The organism is Amycolatopsis sp. A1MSW2902 (assembly GCF_017312175.1).
GTDB classification, from domain to species: Bacteria; Actinomycetota; Actinomycetes; order Mycobacteriales; family Pseudonocardiaceae; genus Amycolatopsis; species Amycolatopsis nivea.
Genome location: NZ_QJPO01000001.1, coordinates 3483675 through 3500225, shown reverse-complemented (window position 1 = coordinate 3500225; position 16551 = coordinate 3483675). Strand labels below are relative to the sequence as shown.

Annotated in this window: 17 protein-coding genes; 13 read left to right on the top strand and 4 right to left on the bottom strand. The window is 70.3% G+C overall.

Annotated features, from left to right (window positions below):
• The first annotated feature begins 436 nt into the window (after nt 1-436).
• The 13 genes from DMP23_RS16040 (at nt 437) to DMP23_RS15980 (ending at nt 12061) form a co-directional block, all read left to right on the top strand.
• Nucleotides 437-1297 carry a TetR/AcrR family transcriptional regulator gene (locus DMP23_RS16040; protein WP_037805905.1) on the top strand — a complete coding sequence of 287 codons (861 nt, stop codon included), beginning with the start codon at nt 437-439 and terminating at the stop codon, nt 1295-1297.
• Complete coding sequence (locus DMP23_RS16035; protein ID WP_043833189.1) at nt 1297-2190, top strand: 3-keto-5-aminohexanoate cleavage protein; 894 nt, start codon at nt 1297-1299, stop codon at nt 2188-2190. The genes DMP23_RS16040 and DMP23_RS16035 overlap by 1 nt, the downstream gene beginning before the upstream one ends.
• On the top strand, nt 2183-3133 hold the full coding sequence (locus tag DMP23_RS16030; RefSeq protein WP_337821527.1) for a 3-hydroxyacyl-CoA dehydrogenase NAD-binding domain-containing protein: 951 nt from the start codon (nt 2183-2185) through the stop codon (nt 3131-3133). The genes DMP23_RS16035 and DMP23_RS16030 overlap by 8 nt, the downstream gene beginning before the upstream one ends.
• Entirely contained in the window at nt 3126-3551 is a 426-nt protein-coding gene (locus DMP23_RS16025) for a thioesterase family protein (protein WP_337821526.1), read from the top strand. The genes DMP23_RS16030 and DMP23_RS16025 overlap by 8 nt, the downstream gene beginning before the upstream one ends.
• 81 nt (nt 3552-3632) lie before the next feature.
• On the top strand, nt 3633-5225 hold the full coding sequence (locus tag DMP23_RS16020) for an ABC transporter substrate-binding protein (protein WP_337821525.1): 1593 nt from the start codon (nt 3633-3635) through the stop codon (nt 5223-5225).
• The gene (locus DMP23_RS16015; RefSeq protein WP_037805897.1) at nt 5222-6178 is read left to right on the top strand and encodes an ABC transporter permease; all 957 of its coding nucleotides are present in this window, start codon (nt 5222-5224) and stop codon (nt 6176-6178) included. The genes DMP23_RS16020 and DMP23_RS16015 overlap by 4 nt, the downstream gene beginning before the upstream one ends.
• Nucleotides 6175-7071, top strand: coding sequence for an ABC transporter permease (locus DMP23_RS16010; protein WP_134661523.1), 897 nt, complete (start codon nt 6175-6177; stop codon nt 7069-7071). The genes DMP23_RS16015 and DMP23_RS16010 overlap by 4 nt, the downstream gene beginning before the upstream one ends.
• Nucleotides 7068-8633: an ABC transporter ATP-binding protein gene (locus DMP23_RS16005; RefSeq protein ID WP_337821524.1), complete on the top strand. Its 1566-nt coding sequence runs from the start codon at nt 7068-7070 to the stop codon at nt 8631-8633. The genes DMP23_RS16010 and DMP23_RS16005 overlap by 4 nt, the downstream gene beginning before the upstream one ends.
• Nucleotides 8634-8641: 8 nt before the next feature.
• Nucleotides 8642-9742 (top strand): serine hydrolase domain-containing protein, encoded by a 1101-nt coding sequence (locus tag DMP23_RS16000; RefSeq protein ID WP_337821523.1) that lies wholly within the window; start codon nt 8642-8644, stop codon nt 9740-9742.
• 14 nt (nt 9743-9756) lie between these two features.
• Entirely contained in the window at nt 9757-10662 is a 906-nt protein-coding gene (locus DMP23_RS15995; protein WP_337821522.1) for a cobalamin-binding protein, read from the top strand.
• 94 nt (nt 10663-10756) lie between these two features.
• Complete coding sequence (locus DMP23_RS15990; protein WP_337821521.1) at nt 10757-11347, top strand: hypothetical protein; 591 nt, start codon at nt 10757-10759, stop codon at nt 11345-11347.
• Nucleotides 11344-11547 (top strand): DUF6186 family protein, encoded by a 204-nt coding sequence (locus DMP23_RS15985; protein ID WP_337821520.1) that lies wholly within the window; start codon nt 11344-11346, stop codon nt 11545-11547. Before DMP23_RS15990 ends, DMP23_RS15985 begins: the two co-directional genes overlap by 4 nt.
• 43 nt (nt 11548-11590) lie before the next feature.
• The gene (locus DMP23_RS15980; protein ID WP_337821519.1) at nt 11591-12061 is read left to right on the top strand and encodes an SRPBCC family protein; all 471 of its coding nucleotides are present in this window, start codon (nt 11591-11593) and stop codon (nt 12059-12061) included.
• Here the strand turns inward: DMP23_RS15980 and DMP23_RS15975 are convergent.
• The 4 genes from DMP23_RS15975 to DMP23_RS15960 form a co-directional block, all read right to left on the bottom strand.
• Complete coding sequence (locus tag DMP23_RS15975; protein ID WP_337821518.1) at nt 12058-12834, bottom strand: SDR family oxidoreductase; 777 nt, start codon at nt 12832-12834, stop codon at nt 12058-12060. The two genes, DMP23_RS15980 and DMP23_RS15975, sit on opposite strands and share 4 nt — an antisense overlap.
• A 78-nt stretch (nt 12835-12912) precedes the next feature.
• The gene (locus DMP23_RS15970) at nt 12913-13263 is read right to left on the bottom strand and encodes a hypothetical protein (protein ID WP_238606003.1); all 351 of its coding nucleotides are present in this window, start codon (nt 13261-13263) and stop codon (nt 12913-12915) included.
• A gap of 77 nt (nt 13264-13340) precedes the next feature.
• Complete coding sequence (ligD, locus tag DMP23_RS15965) at nt 13341-14282, bottom strand: non-homologous end-joining DNA ligase (RefSeq protein WP_134661532.1); 942 nt, start codon at nt 14280-14282, stop codon at nt 13341-13343.
• A gap of 102 nt (nt 14283-14384) precedes the next feature.
• Nucleotides 14385-16487: a DUF6541 family protein gene (locus DMP23_RS15960; RefSeq protein ID WP_337821517.1), complete on the bottom strand. Its 2103-nt coding sequence runs from the start codon at nt 16485-16487 to the stop codon at nt 14385-14387.
• Nucleotides 16488-16551: the final 64 nt, after the last annotated feature.

Below are 16551 nucleotides of genomic sequence, written 5' to 3'. Positions count from 1 at the left end.
CAGCCCCGTCAACCCCACCTAACCAGCACCAACAAGATGAAAAATCCCCATTGGGTGCGCAGGATGCACCCAATGCCACATTGGGGCGCAAGCCCCACCCCCACCACAACCGCACCGATGCACCCAACGATCGAGGCACCCAGCCCCTCCCCCGCACCCCGATACGAAGCCTCCCTGCGGGCGGTGGGTGCTTGTCAAGGCATCTTTCCCGCCTTGACAAGCACCCACCGCCCGTCAGCACAATCAAGCTTCGGGGTGCCCCACGCAACCAAGACAGGCAATGTCGCCGCCAGGCGACGAGCCGAACAGACACCAACTGATCCACCAGTCAACCCAAAATCGCAACTCCTTGCCCCACAACAAGATCCAACCCCCGTTACACCAACAACCCCCGAAGAGTTGCGATTTTCGCAACCCCCCATTACCGTCACGGCCCATGGACGAAACAGACCAGCTGAGAGAACGGGTCCGCCAGCTGATCCAGTCCATGCCCGTCCCCCAGCGCGAATTCGCCGCCGCCATCGGCCTGGACCAGACCAAGCTCTCCAAAGCCCTCAACGGCACCCGCCGCTTCTCCCCCCACGAGCTGGTCCGCGTCGCCGAATACTCCGGCGTCACGGTGAACTGGCTGCTCAACGGCAGCGACGACGCCAAAACCGTCACCGCCGTCCCGGCCCCGGCGGCGGGAACAGCGAGCGAGCCCGACGACCCAGCACACTCCGAACCAAGACGGCGAATCCTGGAGACCGCCTGGCAGCTCATCGCCGAACGCGGCTACCACCGCGTCCGCATCGCCGACATCGCGCAGGCATGCGGCACCAGCACCGCCGCCATCCACTACCACTTCCCCACCAAAACCGAAGTCCTCGACGAAGCTTTGCGGCGCAACGTAAAGCTCGCCTTCGACCGCCAGGTCGCCGAGCTGCACGCCGTGCCCGGCGCGCACGACCGGCTGCTCAAGCTCGTCGAACTGCAGCTGCCGACCGAAGGCCTGCTGCGCGCCGAATGGTCGGTGTGGCTGCAGGTCTGGAACGAGGTCGCGCTCGACCCGCGGCTGCGTTCGCTCTACACCGATTCCTACGACCGCTGGTACCAGACCATTCTCATGACCATCCGCACCGGCCAGGAGCAGGGCGTGTTCCGCCTGGCCGACCCCGAGGCCGCCACCGCCCAGCTCACCGCGCTGATCGACGGCCTCGGCATCCAGGTGCTGACCGGGCGTCCCGGCAGCACGGTGGGCGCGATGCGCGCGCACCTGAACGACTTCATCGACCGCTCGATCGTCCAAGGAGCCTGATGAACCACGAGGTCATCGTCACCTGCGCGCTCACCGGCGCGGGGGACACCACCCGCCGGAGCCCGCACGTCCCGGTCAGCCCGGCGCAGATCGCCGAGAGCGCCATCGAGGCCGCCAACGCCGGCGCGGCCGTGGTGCACATCCACGTGCGCGAACCCGAAACCGGCGCGCCGTCGCGGGATGTCGCGCTGTATCGCGAGGCGGTGCGGCTGGTCAAAGAGTCCGGAGTGGACGTCGTCGTCAACCTCACCGCGGGCATGGGCGGCGACCTGGTCATCGACGCCGAGGACCCGCTCAAGCCGGTCGACGGCACCGACCTGGTCAACGCGCACGACCGGCTCCCGCACGTCGAGGAACTGCTGCCGGACATCTGCACGCTCGACTGCGGTTCGCTGAACTTCGGCGAGGGCAACCAGCTTTACGTGTCCACTCCGGACATGCTGCGCACCGGCGCGAAGCGCATCCAGGAGCTGGGCGTGAAGCCCGAACTGGAGATCTTCGACACCGGAAACCTGTGGTTCGCCACGAAAATGGTCGAAGAAGGCCTGATCGACCCGCCGCCGCTGTTCCAGCTCTGCATGGGCATCCCGTACGGCGCGCCGCCGGATCCCGGGCTGCTGCAGGCGATGGTGCACCTGCTGCCGGAGGGTGCGCAGTGGGCGTCGTTCGCCATCGGCCGCGACCAGATGCCGTGGGTCGCGCAGTCGGTGCTGCTGGGCGGGCACGTCCGGGTCGGGCTGGAGGACAACCTCTACCTGGCGCGCGGCGTCAAGGCGACCAACGGGCAGCTCGTCGAACGCGCGGTGGACATCGTGCAGAAGCTCGGCGCGGACATCGCCACCCCGGACCGGGCGCGCGAAATCCTGGGGCTGAAGGAGCGCGTGCATGCCTGAGACCGCTGAGACCACTGTGGACACTGTCGCCTGCATCGGAGCCGGGGTCATCGGCGGCGGCTGGGTCGCGCATTTCCTCGCCCAGGGCTTCGACGTCCGGGCCTGGGACCCCGCGCCCGACGCCGCCGAGAAGCTCGAACGGCTCGTCAACGCCGCCTGGCCCGCGCTCACTGAACTGGGCCTCAAGCCGGGCGCGAGCCGTGACCGCCTCACCGTCACCGCCACGCTCGCAGAAGCCGTCGACGGCGTGGGCTTCGTGCAGGAAAGCGCACCGGAAGACTTGGCGCTGAAGCAGAAACTGCTCGCCGACATCGACGCGGTCACCGCGCCGGACGTCGTGATCGCTTCCTCCACCTCCGGCTACGGCATGACCGAAATGCAGGTCGCCGCGAAGACGCCGGAACGGCTGGTGGTCGGGCATCCGTTCAACCCGCCGTATTTGATCCCGCTGGTCGAGGTCGCGGGCGGGAAGCTCAGCGCGCCGTGGGCGGTCGAGCAGGCCGCCGCGTTCTACCGGCGCGTCGGCAAGTCCGTGATCACGATGGACCGCGAGGTGCCCGGCTTCATCGCGAACCGGCTCCAGGAAGCGCTGTGGCGCGAAGCCCTGCACATGGTCGCGAACGGCGAGGCGACGGTCGAGCAGATCGACCTCGCGATCACCGACGGACCGGGCCTGCGCTGGCCGATCCAGGGCCCGATGCTGACGTTCCACCTGGCCGGCGGCGAAGGCGGCATGGCGCACATGCTGGACCACTTCGGACCGTCGCTCAAGTCGCCGTGGACCCGGCTCGAAGCGCCCGAACTCACCAAGGACCTGCGCGACGCCGTGGTCGCCGGTTGCGACGACGAGGCGGACGGGCGGACCATCGCCGACCTGATCGCCGAACGCGACCGGGCGGTCATCGCGATCCAGCGCGCGGTGGGGCAGGCCCGTCGTGGCTGAGTACCGCGACCGGGTCCGTCCAGAGTGGATCGACTACAACGGCCACCTCTCCGAGCCCTACTACGTGCTCGTCTTCGGCGACGCGACCACCGCGCTGATGGACATCGTCGGCCTCGGCCCCGGCTACCGCGAGAGAACCCGGGCGTCGCTGTACACCGTGGAGGCGCACGTCCGGTACCTGCGCGAAGTCGGCGCGGACGCCGAACTCGAGGTGAGCACCTCCGTGCTGTCAGTCGGCGCGAAAAAGGTGCGGCTGTGCCACGAGATGCGGGTCGGCGGCGAACTCGTCGCGACCGAAGAGCTGTTGTGCCTGCACGTTTCCGGGGGCCGCGCGACGCCGTTCCCCGCCGAAATCGCCACCGCGCTCGACACGCATCTCGCCCCGGTCCCGGACTACGCGGGACGCGCCATCGCCTGATCCCCTCCCCCACCGTGTCGTGCGCGGCGACGCCGATGAGAACCGGCGTCGCCGCGCACGGCACCCGCTCGAAAGTCACCCATGGAAGCCCGATGTAAACCGACCAACGTTTCCCGCCGCCGATTCCTCACGACCGCGCTCGCCGGCGCCGCGCTCGCCGGCGCCGCACCCCTGCTGGCCGCCTGCGGCTCCACCGTCGCCGCGGCCGTGCCCTCCGGACCGCCGAAACGAGGCGGCACCCTCCGCGTCGGAGTCACCGGCGGAGGCGCGTCGGACACCCTCGACCCGCACATCCCCGCCACGAACCCGGACATCGCCCGGGTGCTCAACCTCTACGAACCGCTCCTGCTGCGCGATCACGACTACCGGCTCCAGATGCTGGTCGCCGAATCGCTGAAGCCCTCGCCGGACGCGCGCACCTGGACCGCCGTGCTGCGGTCGGGCATCCGCTTCCACGACGGCCGCCCGGTGACCCCGGCCGACGTCGTCGCGACCTTCCGCCGGATCACCGACCCGAAGGACCCGAAGAGCGGCGCGGCCGGGCTGACCATGCTCGGCGAGGTCGCCGCCACCGGCGACCGGACCGTCGAATTCCGCCTCACGTCCCCGAATTCCGGCTTCGACGACCTGCTCGGCCAGTACAGCCTCGGCATCGTCCCAGCCGATTTCGACGTCAAGCGCCCGATCGGCACCGGCCCGTTCAAGGCCGACACGTTCACCGCCGGGCTGCAGAGCACCTTCGTGCGCAACGAGCACTACTGGCGGCCGGGCCAGCCGTACCTGGACCGGCTGTCGCTCATCAACTTCGCCGACGACGACGCCCGGATCAATGCCCTCCTCTCGTCCCAGGTGGACGCGATCGACCAGGTCCCGGTCGCGCTCGTGGACGTGCTCCGCAGCGATCCGCGGATCCAGGTGCTGCGCTCGGAAACCGGGACCTGGCTGCCGTTCACCATGCGCGTCGACCGGCCGCCGTTCGACGACGTCCGGGTGCGCCAGGCGCTGCGCCTGGTGGTCGACCGCGAGCAGATGATCAACCAGGTGCTCAGCGGGCAGGGCCGGGTCGGCAACGACCTGTACGCGCCCTTCGACCCGGCGTACAACCGGCAGCTGCCGCAGCGCAAGCAGAACATCGCAGAGGCGAAACGGCTGCTCGCCGAGGCGGGGAAGCCGAATCTCGACATCGAACTGGTCACCGCGCCGATCCAGGCCGGTGCGGTCGAGGCCGCGCAGGTCTTCCAGCAGCAGGCCAAGGCGGCCGGCGTGAACGTGCGGATCCGGAAGATCGACACCACCACGTTCTACGGCGAGAACTACCTCTCCTGGGATTTCGCGCAGGACTTCTGGTACACGCGCAACTACCTGCCGCAGGTCGCGTCCGGCGCACTGCCGAAAGCGCCGTACAACGAAACCCACTGGAACGACCCGGAATTCACCGATCTCGTCACGCGGGCGAGCGCCACGGTGGACCCGAAGGCACGCACGGAGCTGCTGCACCGGGCGCAGCGGATCGAGTACGAACGCGGCGGGCTGATCGTCTGGGGGTTCGTCGACCAGGTCGACGCCTACCAGTCCTACGTGGCCGGATTCGTGCCGGACCGGACCGGGATCTCGCTGTCGGGCTACCAGTTCCGCCAGGTCTGGCTCGGCACGGCGGAAGGAGGCGCGGCATGACCCGGCTGATCCTCAAACGGCTGCTCGTGAGCCTCGTGGTGCTGTGGCTGGTCACCCTGCTCGTGTTCGTCGCGACGCTGCTGCTGCCGGGCGACCCGGCGCGGGCCATCCTCGGCCAGCAGGCGACTCCGGAGCGGATCGCCGCGCTGCAGCACCAGCTGCACCTCGACGAACCGGTCTGGCAGCGCTATCTCTCGTGGCTGGGCGGCCTGTTCACCGGCGACCTCGGCACGTCGACCTCGACCCAGGGCCCGGTCACGACGCTGCTGGCGGACCGGGTGTCGGCCTCGCTCGTGCTGCTCGTGCTCGCCGCGGTGATCGCCACCCCGCTCGGGCTCGCGTTCGGCACCTGGACCGCGATGCGCCGCGGCCGCGCCAGCGACCAGGTCGTGTCCGGCATCAGCCTGGTGATCGCCGCGCTGCCGGAGTTCGTGATCGGCGTGGCGCTCATCGTTCTCTTCGCGACGACAGTGTTCCGCGTCCTGCCTTCCGTCACCCTCACGCCACCAGGCGAAGCGGTATGGGCGCAACCGAGTCAGCTCGTGTTGCCGGTGCTCACGCTCGTGCTCGTCGTGACGCCGTACATCACGCGGATGATGCGCGCGACGATGAGCGAAGTCCTCGATTCCGGTTACGTGGAAATGGCGCGGCTCAAGGGAATGCGGGAGCGGACGGTGTTGCTGCGGCACGCGCTGCCGCACGCGGTCGGGCCGGTCGCGCAGGTCGTCGCGATCCAGCTGGCGTGGCTGGCCGGCGGCGTAGTGGTGGTCGAATTCCTCTTCCGCTATCCGGGCATCGGCCAGGCGCTGATCGACGCGGTCGGCAAACGCGACGTCGCCGTCGTCCAGGCGGTGACGCTGCTGATCGCGGCCGTCTACATCGTGGTGAACCTGCTGGCCGACGTGATCGGCATCCTCGCCGATCCCAAACTCCGGACGGAGGCAGTGCGATGACCGCGGTCGAAGAAGAACAGGTGGTGCCCGCCGTTCCGGAGACGCCGCCGCGCGCGGCCGGGCTGATCCGCACCGCTTGGGCGTTCCCGCAGGCCAAGGTCGGCACCGTGCTGGCCGGAGTCGTCATTCTGGTGGCGCTGCTCGGCCCATGGCTCGGGCCGGTCATCACCGGGCACACCACCACGGACTTCGCCGGAAAGCCGTTCAAACCAGACGGTCTCATGGGCACCGACGGTCTCGGCCGCGACGTCCTCACCCGCTTCCTGGCGGGCGGCACCACCCTGCTGCTGTACGCGGTCCTCGCCACGGCGCTCGGCATCGTGCTCGGCGCGCTGCTCGGCATGATCGCCGGGTACGGCGGCGGCTGGCTCGACAGCCTGCTGATGCGCGGCAACGACGTGCTGCTGTCGTTCCCGCAGCTGGTCATCGCGCTGCTGGCGATCGCGGTGATCGGCCCGAAGGGCTGGCTGCTGGTGCTGGTCATCGGGTTGACGCACGCGCCGCGGACCGCGCGGGTCGCCCGGCAGGCCACGGTTTCGGTGCGCAACCACGACTACATCCGCGCGGCCGAGATGTACGCCGTGCCGCGCAGCCGGATCCTGCTGCGCGAGATCCTGCCGAACATCACCGGCCCGCTCATGGTGGAGCTGGGGCTGCGGCTGACGTATTCGATCGGATACATCGCCTCGCTGTCGTTCCTCGGGCTCGGCATCCAGCCGCCCGCCGCGGACTGGGGCCTGATGATCAACGAGAACCGGATCGCGCTCGTCGTGCAGCCGTGGGGCGTGCTGCTCCCGGTCGCCGCGATCGCGGTGCTGGCCGTCGGCACGAACCTCGTCGCCGACTCGCTCGCCTCGGCCGCGGCCGGGCGGACCCGGGAGGCACGAGCATGACGACCGCTCTGGAGGTGACCGGACTGGCCGTGCGCACGACGGCGGGCCGCCCGGTGCTGCATTCGGTGTCCTACGAGATCGCGCCCGGCGAGGTCCTCGCGCTGGTCGGGGAATCCGGCTCCGGCAAGACGACCGCCGGATTGGCCGCGCTCGGCCATTTCCGCCGCGGGCTGATGGCCGGCGGCGGACAGGTGCTGCTGCACCCGCGCGACGGCGAACCGGTCGACGTCCTGACGCTCGACGACGCCGCGCGCCGCCAGTTGCGGGGCAGCGCGGTCGCGTACATCCCGCAGCACCCGGCGCTGTCGCTCAACCCGGCGCTGCGCGTCGGCCGGCAGATCGCCGAGGTGCTGGAAACGCACGGCTACGCCGGATCCGTCGAGGAGCGCGTGGCCGAGGTGCTCGCCGAGGTCGGGTTGCCGTCCGACGAGGCCTACCAGCGGCGATACCCGCATCAACTGTCCGGCGGGCAGCAGCAGCGGGTCGGCATCGCGATGGCGTTCGCGTGCCGCCCGAGCGTCGTGGTGCTGGACGAGCCCACCACCGGCCTGGATGTTAAGACGCAGGCGCTGGTGCTGGAAACGGTCCGGCAGCTGACGTCCGAGCACGGTGTCGCGGCGCTCTACATCACGCACGACCTCGCCGTCGTGGCGCAGCTCGCGGACCGCGTTGCCGTGATGTACCAAGGAGATCTGGTCGAATTCGGCGTCGCTGACGACGTGTTGCGACGGCCGAAGCACGCGTACACGAAGCGGCTCCTCGCTGCGGTGCCCGACCTCGATGCGGAACCCGCCACCGCTCCCCCGCCGGACGACGCGGTGCTGGCCGCGCGCGACATCCAGGTGTCCTACGGGCAGCAGAAGGTGTTGCGCGGCATCGACCTCGCCGTGACGCGCGGGGAAAGCGTGATGCTGCTCGGCGAGTCAGGTTCCGGGAAAACCACGTTGTCGCAGTGCATCGCCGGGCTCAATCGCGGTTTCACCGGCACCGTCGCGCTCGAAGGCACTCCGCTGGCTCCGGCGGCCCGGCAGCGCAGCACCGACGAACTGCGGCGGATCCAGTACGTCTTCCAAAGCCCGTTCTCGTCGCTGAACCCGCGCAAGACGATCGCGCAGTCGATCGAGGTTCCGTTGGTGCGCTTGACTTCCCTCTCCCGCACCGAGCGCCGGAAACGCGTCGCCGAGACGCTGGACCGGGTCCGCCTGCGGCAAGACCTCGCGAACCGATTGCCGGACCAGCTCAGCGGCGGCGAACGGCAGCGCGCCGCGATCGCCCGCGCGCTGGTGACCACGCCGGACGTCCTGGTGTGCGACGAGGTCACGTCCGCGCTGGACGTCTCCGTGCAGGCCACCATCGTCGAACTGCTCGGCGAACTGCGCCGGGAACTCGGCATGGCGATGCTGTTCGTGACGCACAACATCGCCCTCGCCCCGGAGGTGGCGGACCGGATCGCGGTCCTGCGCGGCGGCGAGATCGTCGAGGAAGGCACCGTCGAATCGGTGCTGAACTCGCCGTCGCACGAGTACACCAGCGAACTTCTCGCTACGACGCCGAGGCTGTGAGGAGCCGAATGACTGTCAACGGTGCGGTAAAACCCGGGTATGAGGGCGTGCGGGAAGCATTCGGCGACCTCATCGAGGCGGCCACTGGCGGAGCCGCCTTCAGCGTGTTCCGCAACGGCGCCCCGGTGGTGGAACTGTGGGGCGGCTCGGCCGCGGACGGCGTGCCGTGGACCGAGGACACCCGCGCCGTGTTGTTCAGCGGCACCAAAGGCGTGGTCGCGACCGTCCTGGCGATGCTGACCGCGCAGGGGAAACTCGACCCGGACGAACGCGTCGCCCGCTACTGGCCGGAGTTCGCCGCGGCAGGCAAGGAGGACGTGCCGGTCTCGCAGGTCCTCTCGCACACCGTCGGTCTGCCCTACGTCGAGCCGGACCTGCCGATGCTGGACAACGCGGCGAACGCCGAGGCCCTCGCCGCCCAGCGTCCATTGTGGACTCCCGGGACGAAGGTCGCGTACCACGCGCTCACCTACGGCTACCTCGCCACCGAACTGGCCCGGCGCGTCACCGGAGCGGACCTGGGTGTCCTCATCCGCGACCTCCTCGCCGAGCCGCACGGCCTCGACCTGCGGCTCGGCACCCCGCCGACCGTCCCGGTCGCCACGCTGCGGCGCGCGCCCGGGTACCGGATCAGCACCTTCCTCCAGGATGAGGAACGCCGCCGGATCGTCGAACGGATGTACCGCGGCCTGCTCGATTCGGGCGACTCGATGAACTCGCCGGAGTACCGCGGCGCGACGCTGGCAGCGGGCGGCGCGGTCGGCACCGCGACCGCGATGGCCCGCCTCTACGACCTGCTGCGCTCGGGCGGACTCGTCCCCGCCGACGTCCTCGCCCGAGCCGCCCGCACCTGGTCCGAGGGGATCGACGCGATCAACGACCGCCCGCTGCGCTTCGGCCTCGGCTTCGAGCTGGCCGACCCGATCGGCACCTACGGCCCCGCCGATGCCGACCCCGCCGCTTTCGGCCACTCCGGGGCCGGCGGCGGCCGCCACGGCGCGTGGCCGGCCCGGGGTCTGTCGTTCTCGTTCGTGACGAACGAACTCCAGGCCGAGGACGTCGACCACCGGGCGTCGTCGCTTCTGGCGGCGCTGCACGAGGCCGCCTGACCTACCGTGGGGAGATGCGGATCGTCTCCCTGCTGCCCGCCGCCACCGACCTCGTCGCCACGCTCGGCAAGGCGAGCGACCTCGTCGGCCGCACCCACGAATGCGACTGGCCCGCCGAGGTCGCGTCGGTGCCGGTGGTGACCGCCGCGGACCTCGACTCCGACACGCTGACCAGCCGCGAAATCTCCACCGCCGTCGGTGCCTCCCACCAGGGTTCGTCGCTCTACTCGGTCGACGTCAGCCAGTTGGCCGCCCTCGCGCCCGACCTCGTGCTCACGCAAGACCTGTGCGAGGTCTGCGCGGTGTCCTACACCCGCGTCGCCGCGGCGGTGCGGATGCTCGACGCCGGACCGCGCGTGCTCAGCCTGGAACCGCGCACCCTGGAGGAGGTCCTCGACTGCTTGACCACCCTCGGCGACGCACTGGACGTCCCGGATGTCGCCGCCGCCCGGGTCGCCGAACTCCGCTCACGACTAGCCACTGTCCGCCGCCGCGTCGCAGGACTTCCTCGGCCGCGGGTGGTCGCTCTGGAATGGCTCGACCCGCTCTGGCCAGCCGGACATTGGGTGCCCGAACAAATCTCGGCCGCAGGCGGCACCCCGCTGCTCGCGGAACCGGGCGAGCACACGAAACCGATGCCGTGGGACGCCGTGGTCGCAGCCCGTCCGGATGTCCTGCTCGTCCTCCCCTGCGGGTTCTCCCCGGACCGGACCGAGTCGGAGCTGGACGTCCTCGCCTCGCTGCCCGGCTGGACCGACCTGCCCGCAGTCCGGAACGACCGGGTCTGGCTCCTCGACGGCCCGTCCTATTTCAACCGCCCCGGCCCTCGAGTGGTGCGCGGAGCGGAGATCCTCGCGACTGTCCTGCACGACATTCCCGCTGATCCACCGGTCAGCCGCGCGGAGGCCCGGCGGATCTGACTCAGCCGCTCGAAAAAATCCCCCGACCGGGAAGCCGCGGACCCACTTTCGCGTTGTCTCTCAAGCAGAACCGGCACGGAATGGGGTGGGTCGCTTGAGCTCTCCCGAACGGCACGCGGCGGACTACCCGGCACCCCGCCTGGCCGTCGATCTCCCGATCGCAGCCCTCCTCATCGCCTCCCTCGCGCACTGGATCCGCGGCGCCCCCGCCGACGGCGTGATCTTCTTCGCCGCCGCGATCCTGCTGCTCTTCACCGAACGCCACAGCACCCCCGCCGACGCCCTGCTCCCCGCCACCCGCCTGCCCGGCGCCTCGTTGATCGTCGCCGCCGCCCTCGTCGCGCTGGCCTTCGGCCGCCACACCGTGCCGATGTTCCTGGCCGTCACCGCGATCGGCATCGGCGCGCTCGTCGTGGAGTGGCGGGACCCCTCGCTCCCCGCGCAACCGGTCCCGCGCCGCGGCTGGCTGTGGGTCGCGCTGGCGATCTCCTGGTGTCTCTGGGAGCTCGTTTCCTTCGTCTACGAACAAGCCGCGGGCGGGCTCTCCCTCACGCATCCCACGATGAGCGACCTCGTCGACCCGATGCTCGACAACCGCGTCGTCCAGGCGCTCGCGATCGGCGTCTGGGTCGCCGCCGGGCTGGCCATGCTGCGCGCCGCCGCCACCGCGAGGAGGACGGCATGAGCAGCAGGCTGATCACCGAAATCGGCTTCGGCGCGATCATGGCCGCCGCTCTGCTGCTGTGGCTGGGCAGCCACCTGTTCCCGAAGAAAATCCCGCCGCTGACCCGCGTCCTCTCCGCCCTGATGCGCAAGCGGTCCACCCGGATCGCGCTCGTGCTGGCGTGGTGGTGGGTCGGCTGGCACTTCTTCGTCCAGAGCTGAACCCCCGGCATAATCATCGATTATTTCTTCTATGGTCGATGATATGAACGAACGTCTCGAGGTCTCCCGGCTCATTCCCGCCCCCGCCAGCGCCGTCTTCGCGGTCCTCACCGATCCGCAGGGCCACGTCGACATCGACGCGTCCGGGATGCTGATGGACGCCGAAGGCGAACCGGTGACCCAGGCCGGCGACCGGTTCGTCGTCCACATGGACCGGGAAGCGCTCGGCGACCGGCCGCTGGGCAAGTACGACGTCGAGGTCGTCATCACGAAACTGGTCCCGGACCAGGAGATCGCCTGGACCGTCGAAGGCAGCCTCCGCCCGCACGTCCGGCACATCTACGGCTACCGGCTGGAGCCCGCCGAGGACGGCACCCGCGTCACGTCCTACTACGACTGGTCCGAACTCAGCGACGAGTGGAAGGAGCGCCTGACCTTCCCGGTCGTCCCCGAATCCGCCCTGAAGGCGACCCTCGGCATCCTGGAGCGCACCGTCCGCCGCCGAGCCGCCTAGCGGTACCGGAACGCGGTCGGCTTGCCCTGCTCCGCCAGATACTGCTCGAAGGTGACCACGCCGTCCGCGTGCTCCGGCGCCAGGTTCGCGCCGTCCGCGTAACCCCGGGCGACCCGGCCCGGCGCCGGCACCGGAACGAGCCGTTTGTCCTTCCCGGACGCGGCGAGCAGGGCACGCGCCAGATCGGCCGTCGTCCGCACCTCCGGCCCGCCGAAGTCCGCGACCCGCCCCCGCGGTTCGCCCTCCGCCAGTTCCAGCAGCCGGGCCGCGACGTCGCGCACGTCGACGGGCTGGAAACGGAACTTCGGCACCGGCACCACCGGCAGCCGCGCGGCGCCGGCGAGGATCGTCCGCACCAGCGAGTGGAACTGCGTCGCCCGCAGGATCGTGTGCGGCATCCCGGAACCCGCGATCAGCTTCTCGGCGGCGAGTTTCGCCTGGTAGTAGCCGAGCGGGATCTTGTCGACGCCGACGATCGAGACGTACACCAGATGCGGTGTCTGCCCGCTCCACCGCGCGGCTTCGACGAGCGTGCGGACCGTCTCGACTTCCCGGCGGTAGTCCGTCGCGCAATGAATCACCGTGCCGACCCCAGCGACCGCGACGTCGATCCCCCGCCCGGTGCGCAGGTCGCCGGCCGTCCACTGGACCCCTTCGCCGGACCGCCTCCGCCGGCTCAACGCCCGCACCGGAACCTCCGCGGCCCGGAGCCGTTCCACGACCACCCGGCCCAGTTGTCCGCTTCCGCCGGTGACGAGGATCTGCTCGGCCACGTGGTTCCTCCCGCTGCCGCACCGCCCGGGCTCAGCCGGCTTACGCCCGCCATCCTGGCATGCCTCGCGGCACCCAGGTCAAAACCTCGAACGCCACCGCACCGTCGGCTCATCCGCCGCGTCCCGCCGCGGCGCATCCTTCCGCAACAACACCGACAACCGCCCATACGCCGTGATCAGCTCCGACGTCGCCTCATTCCCCCGCCCGGCCCGGGCATGCTCGAACCCCTGCCGCAACGCGGCCAGCGCGCCCGGTTCCGCCGTCGCGAGCAGGCCAGCCGCCTCGGAAACCGTCTCGGCGAGCCCGTCGAGCATGGCGTTCGTTTCCGGCCGTCCGGGCGCGACAGTGAGCACCGGCGACAGCACCCGCAGCTGGTGGTGCAGCCGGTACAGCACGGCAAGCGGATCGTTCTGCTCAGCACCGTCCATCGTGCTCTCCTCCGCTCCGTCCCCGGGGAGACGAGCCGGAGGCTCCCCCATGACGCCAGGCGCCCGATTGACTTCGCTCAGGAGTCCTCTGCCTCCAACCCGTCCCGGTCGGCCCACTCCAGCAACGGCTCGAGCGAGTACGCCACGTCGTCGATCCCCGCGTGCAGGTCGCCGAGTTCGGCGAACCGCGCGGGCACGGTCGCGATCGTGCAGTCGTGCGGGTCGACGTCGTCGACCTCGTCCCAGCGGATCGGCGTCGACACCAGCGCCTCGGGCACCCCGCGCACCGAATAGGCGCTGGCGATCGTGTGGTCCCGGGCGTTCTGGTTGTAGTCCACGAACAGCTTCTTCGGGTCGCGGTCCTTGCGCCACCAGGTGGTGGTGACCTCGTCCGGAGCCCGCCGCTCGACCTCGCGCGCGAACGCCAGCGCGGCCCGGCGGACGTCGGCGAACCCCCAGCGCGGTTCGATCCGCACGTAGATGTGCATCCCGCTGCCGCCGGACGTCTTCGGCCAGCCGCGGATGTCCAGTTCGGCGAGGATCTCCTCGGCGACGTGCGCGACCCGGCGGACGGTGTCGAATCCGCAGTCCGGCATCGGGTCGAGGTCGATCCGCCATTCGTCGGGCCGCTCGGTGTCCGCGCGCCGGGAATTCCAGGGATGGAACTCCACAGTGGACATCTGCACCGCCCACGCGACGTGCGCCAGCTCGGTCACGCACAGCTCGTCGGCGTGCCGATGGTAGCGCGGGAACTGCACCCGCACCGTCTCCAGCCACGGCGGCGCACCGTTCGGCACCCGCTTCTGGTGCACCTTCTCGCCGGCCACCCCGGACGGGAACCGGTGCAGCATGCACGGCCGTTCCCGCAGCGCGCGCACGATCCCGTCGCCGACCGACAGGTAGTAGCGGACGAGATCGAGCTTCGTCTCGCCGCGCGCCGGGAAGTAGACCCGGTCCGGGTTGGACACCCGGACCGTCCGGTCCCCCACCTCGAGCTCGACGGCCTCGCCCTTAGCCATGCCACCGACCGTATCCGGAAACGGCCCGGCGCGTCAGCGGCCGAACGGCACGAGGGTGAAACGCCTGCCCGCCGCGGCACCGGCCGCTCGCCGCCGGATCGGTCAATTCGGCAACGCAGCCAGCACGGAGCGATCCAGTTTGTACACCGTGACCGTGCCCGACCGGAACGCCACCGAGAGGCCGGGAAGGCCGTCCAGGTTCTGCAGCCCCGGAGCCAGCTCGAACGTCGGCGCGGTGTACCAGCTGTTCGGCGAACCGGGTCCCGCGCCCATGGTCGGCGCTTTGCTGTCCACGTAGACGTAGCCGATGTTCAGCGACAACACGGTTTTCCGGATGTTCGGGTCGGTCGGATAGTCGCGGAACGAGCGCAGCAGCTCGTACGTCACCGGCTCGAGGGCCGAGCCGAGCGTGACCACGTTGACCACCGGCACCCGGTCCTCGACGTACGCGTACGTCGAGCCGTCGTTGGCGCTGTTCATCAGCCGTTCGCCGGGCTTGATGTGCTCCTCGACGAACTTCGCCGCCCGCTTGTCGTCGTCGTTGACCCGGGTGAACTCCGGCTTCGCGTAGCGGCTGGCGATCACCTCGGCGTTGCGGTGTTCGTAGGGCACCGCGGCGTAGACGACATATCCGGCCATCATGACCGCGAGCAACGCGGCGGAAACCGGACCGGCGAACCGGCGGACGCGACTGAACACCGCCGCGTTCTTCGGCATCCCCGCCAAGCGAATGATTCCGACCGCCACGAATACGACCGCGATAGCCGCCAGCACCGGAATGAACAGGGAAATGTGCGACTGAATGCGCACATACGATTTGTAGAACGGCGATCCGACCATCGAGCCGATGCCCGACCACGGGTGCACCTTGAAATCGACGACGATCGCCAGCCAGGCCAGCCACATCGCGGCGACGCCCCACGCGCGGCGGAGCACCACGACGACCAGCACCCCGATCAGCGCGAGCACACCCGCGCTGAGCTGCGAAAAGATGCCGTGCGGATCGAAATAGCCGCCGTAGGTGAGCTTGAGGTTGGTCGACAGCGCGTCGCCGAACCGGCCCGGCGGGATGTCCGGCGACCAGGTCCCGGTGCGCGTGGCCTGGCTCGCCGAACCCAGCAGCGTGGTCGCCGAGGCGAGCGCGGCCACCAGCCCCGCCGCCAGCAGCACCGGCCACTGCCCGCGCAGGATTTCCCGGCCCCGCTTCGTGAACGCCTCGACGATCCAGAACACCACGACGCTGAGACCGACGGTGGCGGCCACGCTCGGGTGGACCGAGAACACCCCGGCCACCCCGAGGCCCAGCACGAACGCCCGCAGCCAGCGCGAGCCCGGTCCCCATCCGCGGAGCCCGCCCACCGAGATCAGCGCCGCGATCACGCCGGGAGCCATGCTCATCGCGGCCGCGTTCGGCGCGATCCCGCCGTCGTGCAGCAGCTGCACGCCCGGCCGGTACAGCCCGGCCGCGACCAGCGCCGCGACCCCGCCGGCGAGGGCGGTCCAGCCCGATCCGGCGCGCAGCCTGCGGAACACCGCGGCCGCGAGCGCCGCCGAGCCGAGCACGAACACCGGCCCGGTGATCAGGGCGTTCATCACGTTGAAGCCGGTGATCGGCCCGCCGGTCAGCTGGCCCGACAGCGCCGCGGGCAGCGGCAGCCCGGACGGGTAGAACGACACCGGCTGCCCGGTGAGCACGTCGATCGGCAGGAGGTCCCACGGCGCGGCCCGGCCGGTGTCGCTGATGTAGGCCACCAGCACCATGTGGATGATCGTGTCGTGTTCCTGCGGGTACGTGTCCCAGGAGCCGAGGCCGCCGTGCCATTGCTGCAGGGCGAGCGCGATGCCGCCCAGCACCAGCACCGCGGCGCCGAGCTTGGCCGCCAGCAGCCACCGGCCGGTCAGCGCGGGCAGCAGCGAGGTGTCCGGCTCCTCGACCGGCGCGGGCTCGGTGCGGCCGCGGCGCAGCCACGCGATGCCGAAGACGATCGCGGACAGCAGCAGGGTCACCGCGAGCGCGAGCGGAATCCCGAAGGACAGCCCGGGAATGCCGGACGCCAGCCCGGCCAGGCCGTAGACGCCGACGCTGACCGGCGCGGTCAGCGCGGCGAGCCACAGTTTGTCCCGGACGCCGGCGGCGAGTTGCACCAGAAGCCCCGGCACGGCGAGAACGGCCAGCCCCGCCAGCGGGTACAAAAGCAGACTCACGGCGAAGACCACCCAATCTCGTGAAGAACTCGTTGGATTCCACTGGGAACTGCATCTGTACTGA

Excerpts from the sequence above, each read along its gene's own strand:
- DMP23_RS16040 (WP_037805905.1), top strand. The coding sequence starts at position 437 with ATGGACGAAACAGACCAGCTGAGAGAACGGGTCCGCCAGCTGATCCAG.
- DMP23_RS16035 (WP_043833189.1), top strand. The coding sequence starts at position 1,297 with ATGAACCACGAGGTCATCGTCACCTGCGCGCTCACCGGCGCGGGGGAC.
- DMP23_RS16030 (WP_337821527.1), top strand. The coding sequence starts at position 2,183 with ATGCCTGAGACCGCTGAGACCACTGTGGACACTGTCGCCTGCATCGGA.
- DMP23_RS16020 (WP_337821525.1), top strand. The coding sequence starts at position 3,633 with ATGGAAGCCCGATGTAAACCGACCAACGTTTCCCGCCGCCGATTCCTC.
- DMP23_RS16015 (WP_037805897.1), top strand. The coding sequence starts at position 5,222 with ATGACCCGGCTGATCCTCAAACGGCTGCTCGTGAGCCTCGTGGTGCTG.
- DMP23_RS16010 (WP_134661523.1), top strand. The coding sequence starts at position 6,175 with ATGACCGCGGTCGAAGAAGAACAGGTGGTGCCCGCCGTTCCGGAGACG.
- DMP23_RS16005 (WP_337821524.1), top strand. The coding sequence starts at position 7,068 with ATGACGACCGCTCTGGAGGTGACCGGACTGGCCGTGCGCACGACGGCG.
- DMP23_RS16000 (WP_337821523.1), top strand. The coding sequence starts at position 8,642 with ATGACTGTCAACGGTGCGGTAAAACCCGGGTATGAGGGCGTGCGGGAA.
- DMP23_RS15995 (WP_337821522.1), top strand. The coding sequence starts at position 9,757 with ATGCGGATCGTCTCCCTGCTGCCCGCCGCCACCGACCTCGTCGCCACG.
- DMP23_RS15985 (WP_337821520.1), top strand. The coding sequence starts at position 11,344 with ATGAGCAGCAGGCTGATCACCGAAATCGGCTTCGGCGCGATCATGGCC.
- DMP23_RS15980 (WP_337821519.1), top strand. The coding sequence starts at position 11,591 with ATGAACGAACGTCTCGAGGTCTCCCGGCTCATTCCCGCCCCCGCCAGC.
- DMP23_RS15970 (WP_238606003.1), bottom strand. The coding sequence starts at position 13,263 with ATGGACGGTGCTGAGCAGAACGATCCGCTTGCCGTGCTGTACCGGCTG.
- ligD (WP_134661532.1), bottom strand. The coding sequence starts at position 14,282 with ATGGCTAAGGGCGAGGCCGTCGAGCTCGAGGTGGGGGACCGGACGGTC.